This is a genomic window from Parapedobacter tibetensis (assembly GCF_024704835.1).
Taxonomy (GTDB): Bacteria; Bacteroidota; Bacteroidia; order Sphingobacteriales; family Sphingobacteriaceae; genus Parapedobacter; species Parapedobacter tibetensis.
Window position 1 is genome coordinate 330,074 of sequence record NZ_JAMXBE010000001.1, and the last position, 22,804, is coordinate 352,877.

16 protein-coding genes are annotated in these 22,804 nt (G+C 47.6%); 1 reads left to right on the forward strand and 15 read right to left on the reverse strand.

The genetic code is table 11. The annotated features are described in order from the left end of the window. Window positions 1-4: 4 nt before the first annotated feature. The 6 genes from NF543_RS01355 to nirB form a co-directional block, all read right to left on the reverse strand. The gene (locus tag NF543_RS01355) at window positions 5-646 is read right to left on the reverse strand and encodes an NTP transferase domain-containing protein (RefSeq protein WP_257957421.1); all 642 of its coding nucleotides are present in this window, start codon (window positions 644-646) and stop codon (window positions 5-7) included. 5 nt (window positions 647-651) lie between these two features. Then, the gene (moaA, locus tag NF543_RS01360; RefSeq protein ID WP_257666286.1) at window positions 652-1,629 is read right to left on the reverse strand and encodes a GTP 3',8-cyclase MoaA; all 978 of its coding nucleotides are present in this window, start codon (window positions 1,627-1,629) and stop codon (window positions 652-654) included. Between the two features lie 12 nt (window positions 1,630-1,641). Beyond that, window positions 1,642-2,304: a response regulator transcription factor gene (locus NF543_RS01365; protein ID WP_257666287.1), complete on the reverse strand. Its 663-nt coding sequence runs from the start codon at window positions 2,302-2,304 to the stop codon at window positions 1,642-1,644. A 21-nt stretch (window positions 2,305-2,325) separates the two neighbouring features. Further along, entirely contained in the window at window positions 2,326-4,134 is a 1,809-nt protein-coding gene (locus tag NF543_RS01370) for a sensor histidine kinase (RefSeq protein WP_257666288.1), read from the reverse strand. A 190-nt stretch (window positions 4,135-4,324) separates the two neighbouring features. Next, on the reverse strand, window positions 4,325-4,702 hold the full coding sequence (gene nirD / locus NF543_RS01375) for a nitrite reductase small subunit NirD (protein WP_257666289.1): 378 nt from the start codon (window positions 4,700-4,702) through the stop codon (window positions 4,325-4,327). Between the two features lie 120 nt (window positions 4,703-4,822). Beyond that, window positions 4,823-7,318, reverse strand: a complete 2,496-nt coding sequence (gene nirB / locus NF543_RS01380; RefSeq protein WP_257666290.1) for a nitrite reductase large subunit NirB — start codon at window positions 7,316-7,318, stop codon at window positions 4,823-4,825. Between the two features lie 118 nt (window positions 7,319-7,436). Here nirB and cobA point away from each other — a divergent pair, with 118 nt between their 5' ends. Continuing rightward, window positions 7,437-8,231: a uroporphyrinogen-III C-methyltransferase gene (gene cobA, locus NF543_RS01385; RefSeq protein ID WP_257666291.1), complete on the forward strand. Its 795-nt coding sequence runs from the start codon at window positions 7,437-7,439 to the stop codon at window positions 8,229-8,231. On the opposite strand, the gene NF543_RS25440 is transcribed toward cobA, so the two are convergent. From NF543_RS25440 to NF543_RS01425, 9 genes are all read right to left on the reverse strand, one after another. Further along, entirely contained in the window at window positions 8,128-8,514 is a 387-nt protein-coding gene (locus NF543_RS25440; protein ID WP_373274984.1) for a DUF7009 family protein, read from the reverse strand. The two genes, cobA and NF543_RS25440, sit on opposite strands and share 104 nt — an antisense overlap. Window positions 8,515-8,520: 6 nt before the next feature. After that, the gene (locus tag NF543_RS01390; RefSeq protein ID WP_257666292.1) at window positions 8,521-9,951 is read right to left on the reverse strand and encodes a rubredoxin; all 1,431 of its coding nucleotides are present in this window, start codon (window positions 9,949-9,951) and stop codon (window positions 8,521-8,523) included. Window positions 9,952-9,959: 8 nt separating this feature from the next. Next, window positions 9,960-13,484 carry a nitrate reductase gene (locus tag NF543_RS01395; RefSeq protein ID WP_257666293.1) on the reverse strand — a complete coding sequence of 1,175 codons (3,525 nt, stop codon included), beginning with the start codon at window positions 13,482-13,484 and terminating at the stop codon, window positions 9,960-9,962. A 17-nt stretch (window positions 13,485-13,501) separates the two neighbouring features. Further along, window positions 13,502-14,854, reverse strand: a complete 1,353-nt coding sequence (locus tag NF543_RS01400; protein WP_257666294.1) for an MFS transporter — start codon at window positions 14,852-14,854, stop codon at window positions 13,502-13,504. Between the two features lie 74 nt (window positions 14,855-14,928). Beyond that, window positions 14,929-16,230 carry an alginate export family protein gene (locus tag NF543_RS01405; RefSeq protein ID WP_257666295.1) on the reverse strand — a complete coding sequence of 434 codons (1,302 nt, stop codon included), beginning with the start codon at window positions 16,228-16,230 and terminating at the stop codon, window positions 14,929-14,931. Window positions 16,231-16,415: 185 nt separating this feature from the next. Then, on the reverse strand, window positions 16,416-17,717 hold the full coding sequence (locus NF543_RS01410) for a Gfo/Idh/MocA family protein (protein WP_257666296.1): 1,302 nt from the start codon (window positions 17,715-17,717) through the stop codon (window positions 16,416-16,418). Window positions 17,718-17,781: 64 nt separating this feature from the next. After that, complete coding sequence (locus NF543_RS01415) at window positions 17,782-17,958, reverse strand: hypothetical protein (RefSeq protein WP_257666554.1); 177 nt, start codon at window positions 17,956-17,958, stop codon at window positions 17,782-17,784. A gap of 11 nt (window positions 17,959-17,969) precedes the next feature. Further along, window positions 17,970-20,717: an endo-acting ulvan lysase-like protein gene (locus tag NF543_RS01420; RefSeq protein WP_257666297.1), complete on the reverse strand. Its 2,748-nt coding sequence runs from the start codon at window positions 20,715-20,717 to the stop codon at window positions 17,970-17,972. Window positions 20,718-20,738: 21 nt separating this feature from the next. Then, window positions 20,739-22,721, reverse strand: coding sequence for a glycoside hydrolase family 97 protein (locus NF543_RS01425; protein ID WP_257666298.1), 1,983 nt, complete (start codon window positions 22,719-22,721; stop codon window positions 20,739-20,741). Window positions 22,722-22,804 lie beyond the last annotated feature (83 nt).

Genomic DNA, 22,804 nt, shown 5'->3' on the forward strand with positions numbered 1-22,804 from the left:
CTTGCTATATTACGCCTCTACTGTATAAAATTTTAGCTTCTTCATAGTCTTCAGGGGAATTGGCGTTGAACAGTTCCAGATCATTTTCCGGACTTACTAGCTTGGTATCTGCATTTATCAAAAAATTTCTCGGGCTCCTGTTCGTTGTTTCCAATATGGATTCCGCTAATAAGGCCAACCCATGCGGTTCCCATATACCGACCAATGGTTCCGGCAGGTTTGACCCATGTCCGGCGTATACCGTGGCAACTTTTTTGGGATCCCTATTTTCAACCAACGATTGGATGGATTGTGCGCTGAGGAAGGGCAAATCAACAGCCACCACTAACCAAGCCCTATTCGGATGGGCGCGGTGGGCTGTTAGCATCCCATTCAATGGCCCCCCATACACGTTTTTATCTACGATGTGGGGCAAGCCAGAATCCATGATATGCTGCTGGTCACTGCGACAACTGATATAGGTTTCAGCACAAAACTGATCTAGCATCCGATACAAGTACGTTCGCTGATTGGTTTGATGATATTGAAGAGCGCCTTTGTCTCTGCCCATCCGGATACTTTTTCCCCCGGCCAAAACCAAGCCATATAGTCTACTTGTTGCATGCATACTAACCCCCGTTTTGGCCTTGTATCTCATTTTCTCCATCCTGCCTACCCTCCGATGAGTGTCATTGATTGTATGTTTGTCAGTCGTTTTTCCGCTTCGAAGCCATCCTTATACCGGGATTGGATTGCAGCATAGATACTGGACTCCAATCCCTCAGGATCTAGTATCCCTCTCACCATGGGTTTCAGGTCGACGGTCTCTGCTGCATAGAGGCAAGTCTGTAGATGCCCCTTGGCTGATACCCGTATTCGATTGCATGTTCCGCAAAACGTCCTGGAAAATGAGGGGATAACCCCAAAGGAACCCATGCCTCCCGGCACTTTATAGTTTACGGAAGTGGAAGATTGGGACGTGGGCAGTTTCTCGATCCTTGGAAAATGTGATTTGATAAGCGCCAGAATCCGCACATGGTCCCATTCCAATACCTTCCCGCCGATAGATTGGCCATTGAAAGGCATTTCTTCCAAAAAACGTACATTGATAGGGTTTTGATTGGCAAAGTGGACAAAGGGAATAATGTCATCGATATTTATGCCAGCCATCACCACACAGTTCAACTTAACATCGAAACCATGGTCGACCAGTTGATGGACATTGGCGATTACAGTATCAAAACTATCCCTTCTCGTGATGGCGTGTACACGCTGCCTGTCCAGGCTGTCGAGGCTAACATTGATGCTGCTGATATGGAGTTTTTTCAATGCCTGGATATGAGGGCCTATTAAAGTCGCATTGGTTGTAATGGAGATATCGTCCAATCCGGGAAGGTAAGCCAATTTTTCCAGAAAAGACATCAGCCCTTTCCGGACGAACGGTTCTCCACCCGTTATCCGGATTTTATTGACCCCCATGCCCACAAAAACCTTGGCTAAGGTAAACAGCTCATCCCAGCTCAACAACTCGCTCCGCTTGGCAAAGGACACCCCTTCCTCCGGCATGCAATATTGGCAGCGCAGGTTACAGCTATCCGTTACCGATAGCCGCAGGTAGTTCGTCACTCTCCCATGGTTGTCTATAAGCATTGGAGCAAAAATTTAAATCGTGAGGTCTGCATGCTCTTCAATTTTCTTCAAAAGTTCCACCACGTTGTTCACCTTCAATTTTTTCATGATGTTGAAGCGGTGGGTTTCGATGGTTCGGACACTTTTTCCCAATTGCTCGGCAATTTCCTTGTTTCCGATTCCATTGGCAATCATTTTGAGGATTTGTTTCTCCCGTTTGGTGATGTCATGGCTACCGGATAGGGTTGTATTATTGCCGATTTTCCCCTGTTTTACATCCAAATAACGGTTGACCAATACGTTGCTGATGTCGCCACTGAAATACTTCCCGCCTTGTTGTACGGTCTTGATGGCCTTCATAAATTCTTCCCTGCTGGTATCTTTGAGCAGATATCCCTTAGCACCGCTTTCAATGGATTGGAGGATATAATCCTCATCATCATGCATCGAAAGGATAAGTACCTTCGTATTGGTGGATGATTCAGTCAATTTTTTGGTCGCCTCCAGCCCATTCATGACAGGCATCCGGATATCAATGATCAATAAGTCCGGCTGCAATTCTTGTACAGCATGAATCGCTTCTTCACCGTTAGAAGCCAACCCAATGACTTGGATCCCTTCTTCTTCCAAGAGGCTTTTGATACCGCTCCTGACTACCAAATGGTCATCCGCTAATACGACTTTTATACGTTCCATCCGTTTATTGAATTTATTGATCTATTCCAAAGGAATGTTGATGCTTATGGTAGTTCCTTGCCCCGCTACAGAAAAAATCCGACAATCGCCATTGATAAAATTAGCCCGCTCCCGTATATTGAAGATACCGTGGCCTGTAGCGGAAAAATGACCTTTTTCCTCCAATTTTTTGATATCAAATCCTTTCCCATCATCTTTAATTTCCAAGCTAAGATACTGAGAATTATGCGAAATAATAACCTTTACTTCCGTGGCCTCCGCATATTTTATGGCATTATTTACCGCTTCCTGCACAATACGGTAGATATTGTTTTCTACTTTTCCTTCCAACCTGGAGAGAAACCCTGTCTTATTTTCAAACGTTACCTTGAGGCCGGATATTTTTGTGATTTCCCGACAAAATTTACTCAATACGCGGACGATACCATAATCAGACAGTGCACTAGGTGTAAGGTTGAAGGAAATCCTGCGTACTTCCTTAATCACATTTTTCAACAATTCCCGGGATGCTTTCAACTTTTCACGTTCTTTCCCAGCGTTAATCGATTGGATACCCTCCAGGTTGAACTTCATGGCCGAAAGCAATTGCCCCACTCCATCGTGCATGTCCCTGGATATCCGCTTGCGTTCTTCCTCCTGCCCCTCTAGGATCAATGCCGACCTAAATTGCTGTTCCTTGACACTTTTTGCAATCCGCTCCCTGTTAATCTCCCGTGAAATGGCCATGGCTTCCTTTTTTTCCGTCTCATCGCTACCAATCACCATCAATGTTTCCACCTTGCCCTGTTCATCCATGGTGGGAACAATATTGAGTTTGAGCCATACGAAATCGCCGGCTGTATTGGTAACTTTTATTCCTCCATTCCATGATTCCCCCACCAACACCATGTCCTTGATACGCTGTAGGTGTTCTTCGCTATGCCCCTGCTCTTGGAGCCAATCGAACAAGTTTGCGGGTTTATCCATATCAAATTCCATGGAAGCTGTAAAGCGATCATAAAAATGACTGAAGTCCCCGTTTCCGTCACACTTGGCATACAACATGAAATCCTCCTCGCCCCGCACATCTGCTTCCAACAAATCTTGATAAGCCTGCTCCAAGGAGTTGTATAGCGCACTTACCTCCAATGCCATCTTCTTTGCTTTCTCCCGTGCTTCGGAAAGGTTGTCGATTGTCTTGCGGATAGACCGTGCTAAGGGGAAGAAAATAAAAAACAACTCCATCACGATTACCCCAAGTGAAAAAATCATGATGAATATTTCCACCTTCTTGAGATCCATGACTTTGGTCTTGGCTTCATCATCGTATTGAAACACCACCTCATCCATACCCCGAAGAAACGCTCCTTCATGTTTGATTATGGTATTGATATCGGCCCGTAAACTATCCGCGGGTATATTGATATCATGGGTAAGGTTGTTGATCAAGCGCTGGGCGGCACTTGCCATTTGTTGGTGGTCCGCATTGATTTGGGTAAAGAGCTCATCGATCGCCCTGCTGTTATGGCCTTTCACGCCCAATGCGTCATCGCCATGTTGCAGGCCATCATGGGCTTTGCGCCACTCGTCGAGCGCGGTTTCCAGCTCGTTTCGGCGTTCTGCTCGGTCAGCAGGGTTTGCTGATGTTCCAAGGAGAAGCGCACATTTACTAATCCGCTGGCTCAACATCCGTTGCCTGCCAGAAAGGTTGACCACCCGGGAGTCATTTTTCTGTTCACTAATGTATTGTTGTACCAATGCTTGGCTGATGATGATGCTGGCAGCAATGGCACACAACGCAATCAGGTAATACCTTCCTAGATTTTCGAATTTCGGCTTTTCCGTTAGCACCTGATTTCCTCGTTAAATAAAAAGTAAAATGTAAAAACCCCGAAGGGCTCATTCAAACCTTTAAAGGTAAGCAATGAATCAATAATTCAAAATCTAAATCATCAATCTCATATCTCATATCTCATGTCTCAAATCTCATGTCTCATGTCTCAAATCTCAAATCTCATGTCTCACATCTCACACCCCCTACTTACTCTTCAAAGCCCACAAAAACGTATCCGTCTTCAATCTTGATGGGGTATGTCGCGATGTCGCAGGTCTCACCATTAAGGTTTTTACCCGACTTGAGGGAGAATGTTTTCTTATGGAAAGGGCAAGCAACCTTGGGTTCATCCGCATCCGAACCGATCATGCCCCGTGACAGGGCCATTTGCATTTTGTGGGGACATAGGTTTTGGCAAGCATACCACTCCTTTCTTCTTGCAAAATTGAAGATTGCGATTTGGAGGTCTTTATATTTGATACAAGCCCCGCCATTTTCCGGGAAGGCATCTACCGGAGCCGCCCTATACCAAGTAGACACTTTGGTTACTTCCGTTGTTTTGTATTTTTCCAATTCAAAAATCATTGTTGCTTATTATTAAAGTTTGTTCATAAATCAGTGGCCGGGTTAGCATAAACTAAAAATAGAACGCAGATGACGCCGATATTACGGATTTACACAGGGATTTACCCTAATTAGGGTTAATTAACTCCATGATGCTGGAATCTTTTGCCCCCGCATTTCCTGAAACTCCAATGAGGGATCCGATTCATCCGAATTCACAAAAGACTTGAATTTGGCACGCAATTCGGGATTATTCACCACCTCTTTCCATTCACAGGAATACGTCTGGACCATGAACGCCATATCGTTTTCCAGCTCTTCCCCGATACCCAAGGAATCATTGACCACCACATCCCGCAGGTAGTCCAGCCCCCCCTCCAATTTATTGAGCCAAGTGGCTGTACGAGTGAGGGGTTCGGCCGTCCTGATGTAAAACATCAGGAACCTGTCGATGTACTTGAGACAGGTTTCACTATCCACATCCGTGACCAGCAATTTGGCATGTTGTGGCTTCGATCCGCCATTGCCACAAACGTAGAGATTCCAGCCTTTTTCCGTGGCTATGATACCAAAGTCTTTGCTTTGGGCTTCCGCGCATTCACGGATACATCCGGAAACCGCCCCTTTGAGTTTATGCGGCGATCGGAGTCCCCGGTATCGTTCCTCCACGCGTATGGCAAAAGACACAGCGTCCTGTACACCATAGCGGCACCATGTAGTTCCCACACAACTTTTAACGGTTCTCAACGATTTGCCGTAAGCATGGCCGCTCTCAAACCCGGCATTGATGAGCTCTTCCCAAATATCCGGCAACTGGTCTACCCTGGCACCGAACATATCTATCCGTTGACCACCTGTTATTTTTGTATAAAGCCCATACCTCTTGGCGATCTCGCCGATGACAATCAGCTTATCCGGCGTGATTTCACCCCCGGGGATTCTTGGCACCACAGAATAAGAACCTCCTTTCTGGATATTCGCCAGAAAACGGTCATTGGTATCCTGGATGGTATCTTGTTTGACAATCAATTCGTTCCACGTACTGGCAAGAATGGAGGCGACCGCAGGTTTGCATATCTCGCAGCCGTCTCCTTTGCCATATTGGTCTATTAATTGGTTAAATGTTCTGATTTTTTTGATTTTCACCAAATCCAGCAATTCTTGCCGGGAATAGTCAAAATGCTCGCAAAGTACATTTTTGACCTGCTTGCCCATCACCTTCAATTGATGTTTGAGCAGGTCATTGACCATAGGAAGGCAGCCACCACATCCTGTACCGGCTTTTGTGCAGGCTTTGATATCGGCGATTTGTGTCAGCCCATCTTTTTCAATGGCCATGCAGATTGCCCCTTTACTGACGTTTTCACAGGAACACAGCTGTGCTTCGTCCGGCAAACTCTCCACCCCGGCGCCGACCATTTCCCCACCGCCCCTGTTTCCTAGAATCAAAGCCTCCGGCTCCGGTGGCAGGGCCATGTTATTTTGTACCATCTGCAGGAGCATGCCATAGGCAGAAGCATCGCCAACCAGAATACCACCCAAAAGCTTTTTTCCATTGGCAGCGATGTTAATCCTTTTGTAAATTCCCTTTACCTTATCTTCAAAAACAATCGGCTTGGAAGGCTCCGCATCGCCAAAAGGGTCTCCAAAACTTCCTACATCCACACCGATTAGCTTGAGTTTGGTAGACATATCATAGCCAAAAAATGGTTTGACCTCCGCCTCCGTCAATTGGTTTACCACTTGGGCAGCCATTTCATACCCCGGGGCTACCAATCCATAAATCATGTTTTTGTAAGATGCAACCTCCCCTATCGCGTAGATGGATTCATCGGTGGTCTGCAAAAACTCATTGACAACCACCCCACCCCGCGCAGCGACTTCCAGTCCACATGCCTTGGCAAGCTCGTCACGGGGCTTGATTCCTGCCGAGACCACTAGCATATCGACGGCCAATGCTGAGCCATCTGCAAATTGTAAACCCGTTAGCTGCTCTTCTCCATTGATTTGTTGCGTACTTTTACTTAGATGAATTGAAATACCTAGGCTTTCTAGTTTTGATTGGAGGATGGATGACCCTGCGGCATCAAGCTGACGGGGCATTAGCCTGGGGGCGAATTCGATGACATGGGCTTCTAGTCCCATATCCATGACCGCCTTGGCTGCTTCCAGACCCAATAGTCCGCCACCCATCACGGCTGCGGATTTCGCTTTTCTGCCATACGTCATGATTGCATCCAAATCCTCCAAGGTACGGTAAACAAACACCCCAGTCTTCTCCACTCCTGGGATCGGTGGCACAAATGCCGCAGAGCCGGTGGCAAGAATAAGTTTATCATAAAAAACTTCCACACCACTGTGGCTTACCACTTTCTTATGCTCACGGTCTATATGCACCACCAGTTCGTTGGTAAGCAGTTCAATCTGATTTTCCTGATACCAGCCTTTCGAAGCCATGATCAGATCATCGGCTGTGGATCCCGAAAAATAAGCACTTAGGTGTACCCGATCATAAGCTGGCCAGGTTTCCTCCCCAAATACGGTAATTTGGAAATCTTTTCTATTGGAGGTAGCGCATAGTTTTTCGCAAAACTTATAGCCTACCATTCCATTTCCGATTACTGCTATCCTTGTCATACGATGGTTGTTATACTGAAATCAAGTGCTAAGGTAAAAGTTTTATTTTAATATTACGTAATATTACGTAAAAAATACTTATATTTGTTTTATAAATTACGTAATTAATAAGACGGAGATGACACACGAGCCAAAACTCACCCTACTTGGAGCTGGGCCGGGAGACCCGGATTTAATGACCCTGAAGGGCGTTAACGCGCTGAATACGGCTGATGTGGTGTTATATGATACCCTTGCCAATGAGGCGTTGTTGGCACATGCCCCGGCAAAAGCCTTGAAACTATTCGTTGGGAAAAGATCAGGCAAGCACTGCGTACCGCAGGAAGAGATCAATCAGCTTATTGTCCACTATGCTTATACCCATGGTCATGTCGTCCGTCTTAAAGGCGGGGATCCATACGTATTTGGGCGAGGTCATGAAGAATTAGCCTATGCCGATAGGCATGGGATTCCAGTAGCGTACATTCCTGGTATAAGCAGTGCGGTGTCGGTGCCGGGTCTTAACGGTATTCCATTGACCAAAAGAGGCGTGAATGAAAGCTTTTGGGTAGTGACGGGCACATTGACGGATGGGAGTATAGCGAAGGACCTGTATTTAGCGGCGCAATCGTCTGCTACCGTGGTGATTTTGATGGGGGTAAAGAAGTTGCCGGAAATTGTCGCAATCTTCAAGAAATACAGGGGAACGGACGAATGCATTGCAGTGATCCAAAATGGAAGCAAAGACACTGAAAGACGCATTTTTGGGGAAATGGGAAATATCTTGAATATTCAAGAGGAAGCTCAGATAGGTGCCCCGGCCATTATCGTTATTGGGAAGGTGGCTGGGGAGCCTTTGGGTTCGGATAATTATCGCTTTCGTCCTCATCAGGTCTTTTGTGCAGACATTGAAAATCCTTTTCCACCAGAATAAGTATTTCATGATCCGTGTTTTCTCCTTGAACATGCCGAAGCGACACCAAGTCCGTATCGGTCCAAGTCTTAGCGAGGGTCGAAGGGACGAAGACGACCAAGTCGTTGGGTGTGTAACGCGCACTTATTGATAAAGAATCCGCCGCCGTGGCCAAGCTATATCCAAAATTAACATCCTCATTCATCGTCAAGGTTTGCCGTACAGGCTCCCCCCTTCCTATTTGCTCCACTTCGGCTTGAGTAAGCCGAAGCCGAATTGTATTTCCACTGATTCTTAGTTTCATTCGTTTCTAGCTCATGATTAACTTAAAGGCAGATTTCGGACTATCGCAGACCGGACAACAATAGGCATCGGACAACTTCATGAAGGAGGTTCCTGATGGGATATCGGCTTCCGCGTCTCCGAATTTTTCATCATAGACCGTAAGGCAATTAGCACATTGGTATTTACGGTGCTGTTTCACGACCGTTTCTACACCACTTTCTGTGGCTTCGGATGGCTTTCGGGCTTCCAATTGGTCATAGTACTTATAGCTCAGTTCAATTAATAGCGGAGGCAAGGTTTCCTTGGGCACCTTCTTCGCGTAGTAGAAATACTCCGAAAGATTGGGATTGAAGTCTTTGGAATAAAGTATATTGAAGGTGTCCGCATCGCTTTCTTTTTCCTTCTTAGCCTTTTCGATGGCCACGGAAGTAAACAGCGACATATGCTGGGTCTTGATGGAGAAACTCAGGCCATAGGTGCTGATGTCCTGCTTATCCAGTGCCCTTACCAGGTAATTTTTTATCTCCAGCGCTTCCTCATCCAAAACCGGCAAATGCCAATTGAGTTCCAACGAGCTATGGCGGATATTGATACCAAACTTCCCGAGAAGCTTTTCCCAACTGAGCCGGTCTTTTTCAGCAATGCCCTTCACGATAATGGATTTCCAAGGTGTAAGGCTGATTTTACCAATATTGGTTTCGATGCACAGTTGGCATAGCGCCTTTAGGAAATTAATATTGAACTCATTGTTTCTCCAATACAATCCCAACCAATATTTCCCGCCCACAATGCGGTTCATCCCCTCATAATAAGGGGATGTAGCTTCAGGATATACCAATTCCTGTTCCACGGCATGGGTATCGGGAGCAACCGCCGATTTGACCTTTTGATAGATTTCGGGATAGCTCAAATGACCTGTCAATGGATCAAGGTCTTCAATGGCTTTGGATATTTTGGCCAAGTCATACCCATAAATCAGATCTGGCGCACACCATGGCTTGGAATCCAAATCGGCGAACCTCAGGTAGAGATACCAGTAGTTGTCTTCGGAAGAGGCAACAAAATTGATATTACCGGTAAAAAGCGGGACCAGCGTTTGGACGGGATCCGTAATGTTGATTTTGAGTTTGGGTTTATAGTCAAACGTGTCGAGGATATAATGGTAGGTATGAGATGCCAACCAGTGGGTGGTAGGCATCACGTCCAGCGCCACATAGGAAGTCATGATATTCTGAAATTCCTCGCCACCGGTGTCATAGTCTGTATTGATGGCACTGAAGGTTGTATCCAAGGTTTCCGAATTCTTATTCTTCGAAGGGAAAAGTATATCCTGCCGGGAACCTAAATGCACGTAACTGGCGCCCAGTTCGTTGGCCGTCTGGATGGTTCTTTGAAAATCCCCTGGAGAAATAATCCCGCCTTTGACAAACACCCTGACTAAATCTACTTTCTTCATGTTTTATGCTAAGATAGGCATGATTTTTCAAAAATAAACTCATCGAGCATGTGTTTCACTTCGGGTTTGCAACTTCCGCACCCTATCCCGGCGCCGGTTTGTTGACACAATTGCCTGAATTCTTGGCAACCGGACTGCATGGCCTTGACAATGTTTCCCCTACCTACATTGCCACAAGAGCAGACCAGCTCTCCGATTATTTCCACTTTGGCAACGTTGCCCCTGAGCAGCTCCTGCCGCTTTTTGGAAAGTTCGGTCCTTTCTTCAATCAGACTTTTGAACTCCGCAAATTCGGATTTATCCCCCATGAGGATAGCACCCACCAACCGATCTTGGTGTACAATGCATTTTTTATAGTAAGTCTGGCTGGTGTCTATCAATAGGATTTCCTCATAACCTTCCCCATTGGCGGGGATTTCCGGGATACCCACAGAACATAGGTCGAGTTCTGCAAACTTGAGGATGTTCAGGGATACTGACCCACGGTAAATGCTCAACAGGTCGCCAGATAGATACCTTGCGGCATGGTCTGCCTGGGCTTCCGCAGCGGCGGTGATGCCATTGAGCTTACCGTTGTGCTCAGCGATTTCCCCCATTGCAAAAATAGCTGGATCCTCGGTCTGTAGGTAATCGTTGACTTTGATTCCTCTACCACAGGCAAGGCCTGCAGACTTCGCCAATTCGATATTGGGTCTTGTGCCTATGGCATAAACCACTGCATTACATTGGATGGTTTTCCCGCTTTTAAGGTAAACTGAATTTTTCTTTTCCTCCGGATGGGGAACAATACGGTCCACTTGGTTGTTCATGAAGAGCTGCACCCCCATTTCTTCAATTTTTTCCCTGAGCAGGGAACTGGCCATGGGATCCAATTGCCGTTCCATCAGCCTCGACCCAAGTTGTACAATGGTCACTTCCACATCGATTTCTCGGAGCGCGGCGGCCAATTCCAATCCCAATAGACCACCACCCACGATTAACACGTGGCCTTGATAGCCCAAGTATGCTTTCAGTTCATCTGCATTTTGGCGGTTGCGCATGGTGAAAACCCCGGGTAGGTGCATCGGTACATCGCCGGGCACGAAAGCCCGACTGCCTGTGGCTAGAATCAATGTATCATAATGGTGTACTCTCCCCTTTTCATCTGTAACCGTTTTATTGGACCGGTCGATGGACTCAACACCATTCTCAATGAATAAGCTGAAATTCAGCATATCCATTTCATTGTTTGATTTAAACTTCTGCAAATCCGCCCATGTCCGGTGCTGGTTGACATAGTCTGGCAGCAACACCCGGTTATAGAAAGGGTGTTTTTCCTTAGAAAACACCAATATTTCATCTTCCTGGTTAAATTCCCGATACGTATTGATGAAACGGTAAGCAGCTGCCCCCGCTCCCACAATGACGATTTTCTGCTTGGGATTCTTGTAGCGGGCCACCTGCACTGCGGTATACTTGAAATCGGGTTGTTTTGACACCGGATCTATGGCATTACCTGTCAGGTTATTCGCCCGGGCAAAGTCATTATGCAATATTTTACCCCAATGCATGGGTAAGAAAACCACACCCCTTTTAATCTTATCGGTAACCCGGGCATGCACGCGCACTTCCCCCCGGTTTCCTTCAACCAGTACGGTGTCTCCCTCACTAATACCTCTTCCTGACGCATCATCCGGATGGATTTCCAAGAAAGGATCGGGTATATGTTTGGTGAGTCTGCTGACTTTTCCGGTACGGGTCATGGTATGCCATTGATCCCGAATCCGTCCCGTGGTTAGAATGAGTGGGAAGTCTTCGCTCGTTTTTTCGCATTCGTTCTTCGGACCAGGGGTCAATATTTGGGCTCTACCATTTGGTGTATAGAATTTCTTATCGGTAAAAAGCCGTTTAACGGTTTCTTTTTCATGGCCTACAAAAGGCCATTGCACAGCCCCCTTGGTCTGGAGGTAATCGTAGTCAAGGCCGGAGATATCCATGTTGGTCCCTTTTGTCAATTGCACGTACTCGGCACATACTTCCGACATGTTTTGGAACTCAAAGCCATGGAAGCCCATCTTCCGGGCAAATCGAATCAAGATTTCCGCATCGGGAAGCGCTTCCCCTGGAGGCTGATTGAATTTGCTGAGGTAGCTGATTCGCCGTTCGGAGTTGGTCATTGTCCCCTCCTTTTCGCCCCATCCTGCTGCCGGGAGTACCAAGTCAGCATAGGGAATGGTTTCCACTTTGTTGGAAATATCTTGTACGACCACAAATTTGGCCTTTTTCAATGCTGCTTCTACTTTCCGGGCATCGGGGAGGCTTACCAAGGGATTGGTACAGATGACCCAAACGGCCTTGATGCTCCCTTCCTCCAACGCTTCAATGAGTTGCGTGGCCGTCTTTCCGGGTTTATCGGGCAGGCTTTCCACGCCCCAAAACTTAGCTACTTCATCCCTATGGGCAGGATCAGCCAAGTTTCTGTGGGCAGCCAACAACGTGGCCATGCCCCCCACCTCACGACCACCCATGGCGTTCGGCTGCCCGGTAAGGGAAAAAGGACCTGAACCTGGTTTACCGATGTGTCCTGTGATTAGGTTAAGGTCGATCAACGCCAAGTTTTTATTGACCCCTTCGGCACTTTGGTTCAGCCCCATTGACCAAAGGGTCATGAAACCTTTGGCATCACCGATGAAGGAGGCGGCTTTTTTGATGTCTGCTACGGTGAGCCCACAAACGGCCGCGGCTTTTTCCAGGGAAGTTTGCATAACCACCTCCTTATAAGCCTCAAAGCCATCCGTATGGCCCTCGATAAAGCCGATGTCTATATCCCCTTGTTCGATTAAGCACCTGCCGATGGCATGGAACAGAGTTTCATCCATACCAGGATTGAGCTGCAGGTGCAGGTTTGCCAAGGCGCAGCTCTGTGTTACCCTCGGATCGGCCACGATGATTTTGACTCCCGGATTTTGCTCCTTGTGTTGCTCAATCCTCCTCCATAAAATAGGATGGCACCAGGCCGGATTGGCTCCAGCCACAAAGAAGCAATCCGCCAGTTCAATATCTTCATAAGCAATGGGCACGCTATCTTCTCCCAAGGTTTTGATATAGCCCATAACGGCCGAACTCATACACAGCCTGGAATTGGTATCCAGGTTATTGGTTTTCAAGAAGCCCTTGGCCAACTTGTTGACCAAATAATATTCTTCTGTAAGGCATTGGCCCGAGACATAAAAGGCGACTGCATCTGGCCCGTATTTCTCGATGATGGACTTGAACACGGCGCTGGCCCTATCCAGGGCAGTATCCCAGCTCACCTTTTCCAGCGGATGCGACTTGCCCCAGCGCATCTGGGGATATAGCAGCCTGTCGGACTTGTCAGCAATCACATAGTGGAGGTTCATCCCTTTAGAACATAACATCCCTTTATTGACGGGATGGTGGGGATCTCCTTCTACGGTGACCTTGCCTTTTTTGTCCTTACGCACAATGATGCCACAACCAACACCGCAGTAGGAACAAGTACTTTTAAAGCTTTCTGCCTCTTTTGTTGACATGCCTGGGTTATACGAAATTAACTGTTTGCAAATTCGGGCTGCAATTCTTTTTCAGCCAAGAGCTCGTCCATCTCCACTTTCGTAACTTGTTCGTCCGCTTTGGAGAATTGGATCAGCAAGGCGGCTGAACTGATGATCGCCACGGCAATACCTAAAATGGCTAAGGCCCCGCTATATGAAAGGGACTCGATTTTAAGAAGGAATCCGGCCAGTACTGCACCCACATTGCCTCCTGCCCCTACAATACCGGAAACTACACCGAGGGCTTTTTTATTGATGAATGGTACCACTGAGTAGGTAGCACCTTCTGCCATTTGGACAAAGAGGCTGAACAAGATCATGGTACCGATGGCCAAGGGTAAAAAGGTCATCTGAGAAAACAGTATCAATGACAACCCCTCTACAAAAACCACACCTCCCAAAAACAATACCCTGCCTTTCAGCCCCCATTTGATCCCGATCTTGTCGCCATAAATTCCACCCAGCGATCGCGCAAAAAGATTCATCAAGCCGAAAAGACCAGCAATCAGCCCCGCTGTTTTCAGGTCAAGCTTGAAAAAGTCATGGTAATAGATGGCGGCAATGTTATTGATGGTCAGTTCGATGCCGAAGCAGGCCCCATAGATGAGGAATAACGCCCAAACCCGCTTATCCTTGATGGCAGTCAGGAATGCACCTTTTCCTTCCTCCTTTTTCTTTCGCTTGTAATCCAAGTCGGTCTTACTCAGGTTTGCGATATTCCCTTCCGGAAAATCTGTCGTCCATTTATAATAGGCAATTCCACAAAGTATCATGGCCACACCAGGCACGACCATGGCATATCGCCAGGCGTCCGTAGCGATAAAGCCAAGGGAAACAAACAGGGCAAAGATTATGGGCATGACCATTTGGGTGATGCCTCCCCCCAGGTTACCCCAGCCAGCAGACGTCGCATTGGCCGTTCCCACCACATTTGGGGCAAACATCACGGAGGTATGGTACTGGGTGATGACAAAGGAAGCACCGATTACCCCGATGGCTAGGCGGAAAATCAAAAAGGATTCGTAACTGGTGCTCATCCCAATGAAAATAACCGGCAGTGCACCCAACACCAACAAATACGTATAGGTAATCCGAGGGCCTATCCGGTCGACCAGCCAACCGATAAACAACCTGGCAATTACTGTAATGGCTACGGAAGCAATGATGATGTTGCCAATTTGTGATTTGCTCAGGTCAAGTTCTTCACGGACGATGGCCATCAGCGGAGCGATCCCGAACCATCCGAAAAAACAAAGGAAGAAAGCGATCCACGACAAGTGAAACGCACGCATTTGTGGAGACTTGAAATCTAATAAGTTAATCGTTGTTGCTTTTTTTGGGGATTTCATAGCGTTATTGATTATTGATGGATTATTTGTATCGATATCATTACGAGTTATATCATATGATAAAGGGTTATGCGTTATTTGCTGGCAAAAAGCGTGGGATTGAAACGAATCATGGTCCAAGCCCAACCTTGGTAAGCTGGCGTATCCTGTTTACCTTTCAATACCTCGGCTGATTCCGTCCTGAACAGCTGGGAATAACCGATGTTTAGGGTGACGGTTTTAGCTAATTTCGCGGTCAACACCAGGTCTACTTCTTCCCCCAGTGACCGGCTCATACGTTCGGCGGGTTGTGACGGGTCATGAATCGGTACTGCCGATTCAAAATGGTGGACATGCGCCAATAAGCTTGTGGTGCCGGATAGCTTGAAGTTGGTTTTCAGAAAGAAGTCTTTCAGTCCGGCAGTGGCGCCTGACTGACCGTGGTTATTTCCCACATAGAAATGATCCATAAAGCCATAGAACTTATGGTTGGTGCCATATAGTGGATTGAATGCCCTGTTGGTGTTTGAGCCGGGTTCGGAACCGGTCAGGTAATCAGCTCCCAAAACTATTGGGGTGAGCGACGTCTTGTAAGTCATGCTGGCCGACGCCAACCAAGCAGCGGTTTTCAAACCCAACGGATCCCTGCCGCCTTGGTAGTAAAGCTCCCCATCCAGGTTTATCTTATTTAGCTGCTTTTGACCCGTGAATCCAACGGTCTGCCTGAAATTCACCTTTTTGCTGGCTGCTTCAGGGTCTGGGTTTTGCCGCCCGTCATTGAACACCAATAGGGATAGAAATGATCGTTCAAATGTCCTATGCAACCAGATAAATTGCATGGTCTTATAATTGTCCATCCCCTCGTAAAGTGTGCCCGAGAGTTTACTTGGTTCAAAGGGAACGTTTTGGTTATATCCGGCACCGACATGTATTTTTGTCCCCAAAGAATCATCGTACGTCAATAATGCTGCGTCGTGGCTCCTCCCTTGTTGGGCCCAATCCAAGTCGCCCAGAAAACGGGCATTATCGTAATCCAGGGTTTGCCTGCCCACTTTAATGGCCAAGGTTGGGGATATCGCGTATGCACCCCAAGCTTCAAACATGTTAAACAGGGAAGAATCCGTTTTATAGATTTGATTGGTGCTTCCCCATACTCGCACATCCTGTGCTGAAAGACGGAAAGTAAGTTTTTCTTCTTGGAAGTGGACATTCAACCGAGATCGTTGCTCCGTAAAAAAAGCAGGTTTCTGTTCTGTTGTGTGTAGTGTCTTAAAACCATTGCGAAACTCCACCCTTGGGCGAATCTCACCGCTGATCGTCAATTGACCGAAGGATTGGGTAGCAAAAGCCGACTGAAAGAAGGCTAGGATTAGAAAATTACGTAAAAATACGTTCATACCGTAGTGAATTAATGATAAAATTCATATTCAACACGGCTAAGGTAAGAAATAAATATTTATATTTAGGTATTTTTACTTAGTTATTTCTAAGTAATACGTTTTTATACGTAAAAAAGTGCGATAAAACAAGAAAAGGCTGACATAAAGCCAACCTTTTCATAAAGAAATACGTTTATTTTTTTCTACTTGGGGATTTTATACCCATTATGGTACTGGGCAGCGAGCAGTTTATTAGCTTTTTTGTCTGTAAACTGGGCTTTGCTGTCATCCCAATAAACCTTCTTCCCTGTACGGTAGGCAATATTGCCCATTTGCGAGAAGATGGCGATATGGGCTCCGGCGGTGATAGGCGCATTTAGCAAGGTGGGATCCTTTGCCCGCACAGCCCCAATGAAATTGGTGGTATGCATATCCAAGCCATTGTCTTGGCTCTTTTGAAAGGGCACAGCCTCCATACGTTCCCCTTCAGGGATAACTTCCCATCCGCTGCGGTTGAGCACCAGCGTACCGTAGTTGCCGATAAACGCCACACCATGGTTACGGCCATACGGGCCTCCGTCAATGCCATTGGCATGTTCCCATTGTACTGTAAAATCGTCAAATTCATACACCGTGGTTAAGGTATCCGGTGTTTCGGCGGCATCGTCTGGATAAGCGAATTTCCCGCCTGTGGCCATGATGGACTTAGGGGTGGTAGCCTTCATTCCGATGAGTGCGAAATCGAGCATATGCACACCCCAATCGGTCATCAGCCCGCCAGCATAATCCCAAAACCAGCGGAATTCGAAATGGAAGCGATTGGGATTAAATGGACGTTGCTTGGCCGGGCCTAGCCAACGGGTATAATCCACACCTTCCGGCACCGCTTCATCGGGCTTCACCGGGATACTTTTCATCCAACCCTGATAAGCCCAAGCCTTTACCAATCGGATTTTGCCCAGCTTGCCGGAGTGTACAAAGTCCATGGCATCCCGAAAATGCTTTTGGCTACGTTGCCATTGCCCTACTTGTACTACCCGGCCGTATTGCGTTGCCGCTGCCACCATGGCATTACACTCCACGATGGAATTGCCTAGGGGTTTCTCTACGTATACATCTTTTCCCGCAGCACAAGCGTCTACAAGCTGCAAGCAGTGCCAATGATCGGGTGTACCTACAATAACTACATCCACATTGGGGTCGGCCAATAAGTCTTCGTGCTTGGCATATAACGTTGGTGTAATATCGCGTTGTTTCAATTCAGCGGCACGTTTATTCAATTCGCGGCTGTCCACATCGCAGAGGGCTGTGCATTGCACGCCAGATACCTTAAGCATCGAATTGAGGTTGGCCCACCCCATGCCTTTCACACCAATAAGACCTACCTTGATAGCCCCTTGGATATTCCCATCAAATCGGAATGCACGAGGGAATGCTGATGCCGCGCCAACTGACGCTGCCAACGTTGTCATTGTACCCAAAAACTTCCTTCTGGTTGTGTTCATAATTGTATTTCATTAATGGTAATTGCCCGCCAAGATAAGAAAATTCCGTATCTTTTACCAAACGTCATAAGTAATAATCGTCGCCAACACGGATGACATCTGGATCGGAATAATCTGCATGCAGGATGGGATTTCTGTAGGTACCATCCCCTTGATCGGCTACCCATACATGAGATATATGTTCTTGCGCGAGAAGCGAATTCCATATCATAACTAAAAACAGAAAAATGAGCTTCTTCATATCCCGTTGCGTTAAAAATCGACTTTGTGATACCCTTCCTGTTGAAATTCTAGGCGCTTGCCTTTTTGTGTCTCGACGGTTATTGGGCCATCACTCGCGACATAATAGGTGCCATTCTTAAATTCCAGCACAGCATTGGTTAAGTTTTTTGCTTCTATCGTGAAACCATGAGCAATTAGCCTTTTCCCATTCCCCATGAACAACGTAAAATCCTGTCCTCGCCGACTTACTACCGCATAAGTCGCCCGCAGCTCAATACCACTGTACGTTACGTCCGTTGGAGCGACGGATGAAAAAATTAGGTCCTCCCGGCCGGACTTGCTGGTGACGACCAACCCAACAAAATCCTCAGCCGCACCGGTGGGGGCAAAGGATTCGATACGGGCAATGGAACTGCCTTCGGCTTCCGTGGTCGGTTCGAAAATCGACACAAACGGATGATTCCACGCTTCGCCATGTTGACGGGCCGCCATGGTCAGGAACGGTGCTTTATCCACTTCATAGGGAATACCATGGTTCCCTCGGAACGATTTGGCCGGAGGCGCTTTTATCGAAAATACTTCCCGCCCTTCGCATCCCTTCATCCACAGGTTCATGTATATGTGGTTGCTATCCGGCATCGCCATTTTCCAGATCGCCCGGTAGTCACCATTGGCCTTTGCCGATTTCTTGTCCCATAGGTAATCCAGCGCAAAAAGGTGCCCTCCTGCAAATGCCATCTTTTCACTGGGCTGTAAATCCAAAGCCCTGCCTTGCATGTCCCGGATAAACAGTTCCTGTCCGAGGTTGTGGTAGAAATAGTCGTGGAACTTGTCTCCCCCACGCTGCTTTTTTGAACGGAAGATATCCACATAATAACCCGATGAATCGGAAGTACCGACAATGCTCAACAAGCGATTTTGGTCGCTGCGGCTTTCGGGCTCTAAGAAATACACTTCCGAATAGGTGATATTGGGATAATAGCCGTCCTTCTGTCCGGATTGCGGGTAGTGGGCTAACAAATCGAATGGATGATTGCTCAGCATTTCCGGGTATTTGGATATACCATCCACCATCACGGTATTGTGCGCTGGGAACTGCGAATAATATTCCAGATAGGGTTTTTCGAAATAGCTAGATCCTATGCCCGACTCCGGCCCTAACACAAAACCTTTTCCGTATAGTTCCATGGCGACACCATTGGCATGGGCGTGATTACCCAGCGAGGCGTACTGCGAAATCATCAAGCCATGTTGACGGTTGCTGTAATGGCTGCGCTGCACAAACCAACTGACATTCGGGGCATAAAATGTAGGTGTAATAAAGTCGGTAAGTTCTCCTTTGGGTACCGACGAATCTAGCAATAACGGCTTACTGGTAAAGAATGATGCAATTTGCGGGGCGGGAGTCGAAACCGCTGTCCCTTGTCGATCGGCTTGGGGCTCAAATGTCTTGTATAACTTCGTGAAATAGGTCTCGTCTTCCCGATCGCCATATTTTTGAGCCATCCGGATCATGTCACTCATGGCTTCGGTATTGATTGAACCGTAGTAGGTGTCGCCGAATGCCGTAATTTGATCATTGGGAAAGAGGTACTGGGGCAGCATTGCCACTGCTGTCTTCATGACCGGTGCGTACGGTAAAAGGTCTTGCTTGAAGGTATTATCGTAGTCCCGGATAAAGTTGGTCAGGTCGCGGGTGACACCCTGCGCATAACCCGGGCATTCATTCCAAACGCCCGTATGCTCATCGTAACCATAATCCATGAATCTGCGAAGCGACCATTGCCGGGGTGAGTCCACGTTCAGTATCTGGTTGATATAATGCTCCCTTCCCTTGCCATCACCGTAATGGGCATTGTCTTCCAGCACCATCGCCACCTTGAGGATAAACTTGGCCTGATGGAGATTCCAATTGTTCTGGGGCACGCCGTTTTTGATGGTAATGTCGACCCATTTTTTGAACGTCTCGGCATAGATCGGCAGTTTGTCCGCGTACTTAGCTTCAATAAAGGGAAATAGGAAATCGTAGAGGTACGCTAGTTCGGCAAGTACCCGTTCTTGGATTACTTCAAAGGTAGACAATCCCACGAGCGTCTGTGCATGGCCATTGCTGAGGTCAATGGGTTCATCGCGGTAATGCATTCCCAGCATATACGTATCAAACGGTGCGAAAGCCAATTGGGCGTAACGTTCATCACCGGTAATCCAGTATACAAACGCGGCATCCTTGCAAATACGAATAATCCCTTCGTTGACACTTTCGATGTTCGATCCCGACACGTTGGCCTGTTCTACCCACTCCAGGGGTGAACCCGGTTTTGATGCGTTGTGAAAAAAGACGCCTTTGGTATCGTCCATATAAGGGATGATGTCTTCCAACTGGGGTCGTTTATAGGGGCTGGCCACGCCGCGTGTACTGCCGAAGCGGACTGTCGGCACAGGGGCTTCCCCCTCGGCATGGTCGTACACGCCTCCGCGGATATACACGGCCGATGCCTTGCTCTTCCAGTACATCATCAGTCGCGATAGTAGCCAATCGGGTTCTTGGGTCGTCCGTTCCAGATAAGGATCAATGCGTTGCCGTATCCCTTGTAGTACTTGCCCTGCCCATGTCTCTTTTTTGATCAGTGCTTGCAAAACAGGCTTATCCGCCGCCGTCGCCATCAGCCTCGGATGCCCTTGGGGCAGGCTATCGGGCAAGGGAATTTGTTGGCCGCGTGCACTAACCAATGCAAAAACGAGTAGGATCGTTGAGGCAAAATTCTTCATTCGGTTCATTGTCGCCAATTTAACGATTATTTAGTGTCCGTTCACCTTATTGTACTTGGTCAAATCATTCTCGCTTGCCGGTGTCAAGTACACCGCACAGCCTCCACTTGCTTTCAATTGAAATTCGAGTGTAGACTGCCGGTCAACCAGCATTCGCGTCACCTTCACTTGGGTTTTTGTAGGCACCTGCTCATCGTCAGTATAACTATGTGCTACATAAACTTGGCCCTCATCGAGAAACGACAACGGAGCTACAATATGTTGCACCTCGTTGTTACCGATAGCGCCCACAAACCACTCTTTTCCGCTCCGACGGGCCATTGTCACATATTCACCGATTTCGCCATTCAATACCCTCGTATCGTCCCAAACGGTCTTCACCCGATCAAAAAATTCAATTTCAGGTTCACCTCCATAATTTGCCGGGCTATCGTACCAGTACAAAAACTGCAATGGACTATAATAGATAACCGAAAGCGCTAACTGATGCGCGTGCGTGGTCTTGATGCGGTTGTTGTAATAGCATATGGTGTAGTCCCCTGCCCCGGCAAGGAACCTAGTAAACGGCAGGATGGTGTTGTGTGTCGCGTCGGGCATCTCTTCATTACCATGAATACCTTCTTGCGTCATCAGGTTCGGGTAAGTCCGGCTGAAACCCGTGGGCCGGTATTCGTCATGGATATCGACCATTAACTGGTATTCAGCGGCCTTTTTGACGGCATCGTGCAACCAAGCTGACCACCGATTAGAGCCAATCTGCACAAAACCGAATTTGACGGCCTTGATGCCCCACTTTTGGTAGATCGGAAACAATTCGTCCAGGTGGCCGGCCAGTGCACGCTGGTTGACATAAACCATAATGCCAATTCCTTGGGCTGTTGCGTAATTAATGAGCTTCTGCATCGCCAAATCACGGTTTTCGGCCACCTGAGAGGCATCGGATTCGACTTTCATCTCCGGGCCGTACCATCCGGCATCCAAGTGCACATACTGCAATCCGTGCGCAGCCGCAAAATCCACACAGGCCCTAGCCTCTGCCATGGTAAGCCCTGATCGGATGACCTTACCGGGCTTGATCCATGAGGTGTTTTCAATCTCATTCGGGTCATTGAGGTTCAATACAATATCGTTGTTTTCAATCAACTCACCGGGCTGCTCGGCCGCCATGATGACGCGCCAGGACGTGGAAAACGGGCTGATGGCATCCACATTATCATAGATGGAAGCCACCAGTGTATGGGGATGCTTATCGCTCAAGCGGAACTTGGTACGGGCATAATCCACCATTTGGGCTTCCAGCAATGCCACGTTCAGCCCATTGGGCAGTTTCAAGGTTAATGGGCGTTCACTTTCGTCGGCCCACCCTTCGAGCGGTTGCAATGCATACGGCCCCTGCGCCCACCGTTCGTAATACGCCTTGGTACCTGGCGCAAACGCAAACGCCGTCTGCTCCCCAACGATGTGCAGAAACAGACCGTTGCTACTTTCCGGAAAGAAATATTTAAATGCAACGCCTTCGTCATACGCCCTGAACACCATGTGCAATTCATAGCTCCTGCGTTTATCGTAACTGGTACCATGCTGGCCCTCCGTCAGGCTATTGCCTTCGCCAAATTTGGTAAACGTCAATACCAATTCGCGGTAATGGTTTTTAACCCGACTGCGTTCGCCATAAAGCGGCCCCCAGTCTTGCCGCACCTCATCGCGTACTTCAACTTGGAAGTCCAGGTTTTCGCACCATCGTGTGCTCGGGTCGTTCTCGATACCTAGTGCCGACTCAAAAAGTTGGTTTTCCACCAAAATGCCGAGCTCAGATTCACGAACCACCTCCTTCCCCAGGTAATCCAACCGATAGTAGAGCTGCCGTTTGCCGTCACCGACTTCGCGTTGCACGATGTTCAGGTCGTAAGCATTATCTGGCGATCGCAACTGCCAAGTTCCCAAATCTTTCGCCAGCACCGCATAGCTGACAACCGATAAGCAAGCAAAAATCAATATTTTCTTTATCATCATGTTCAGAGCCCGTTTAAAATTTATCTAATAATTTTTTTATGCCTCTTTTTGGCTGCACCTTCGTTAAATTTCTCGCGATAGCT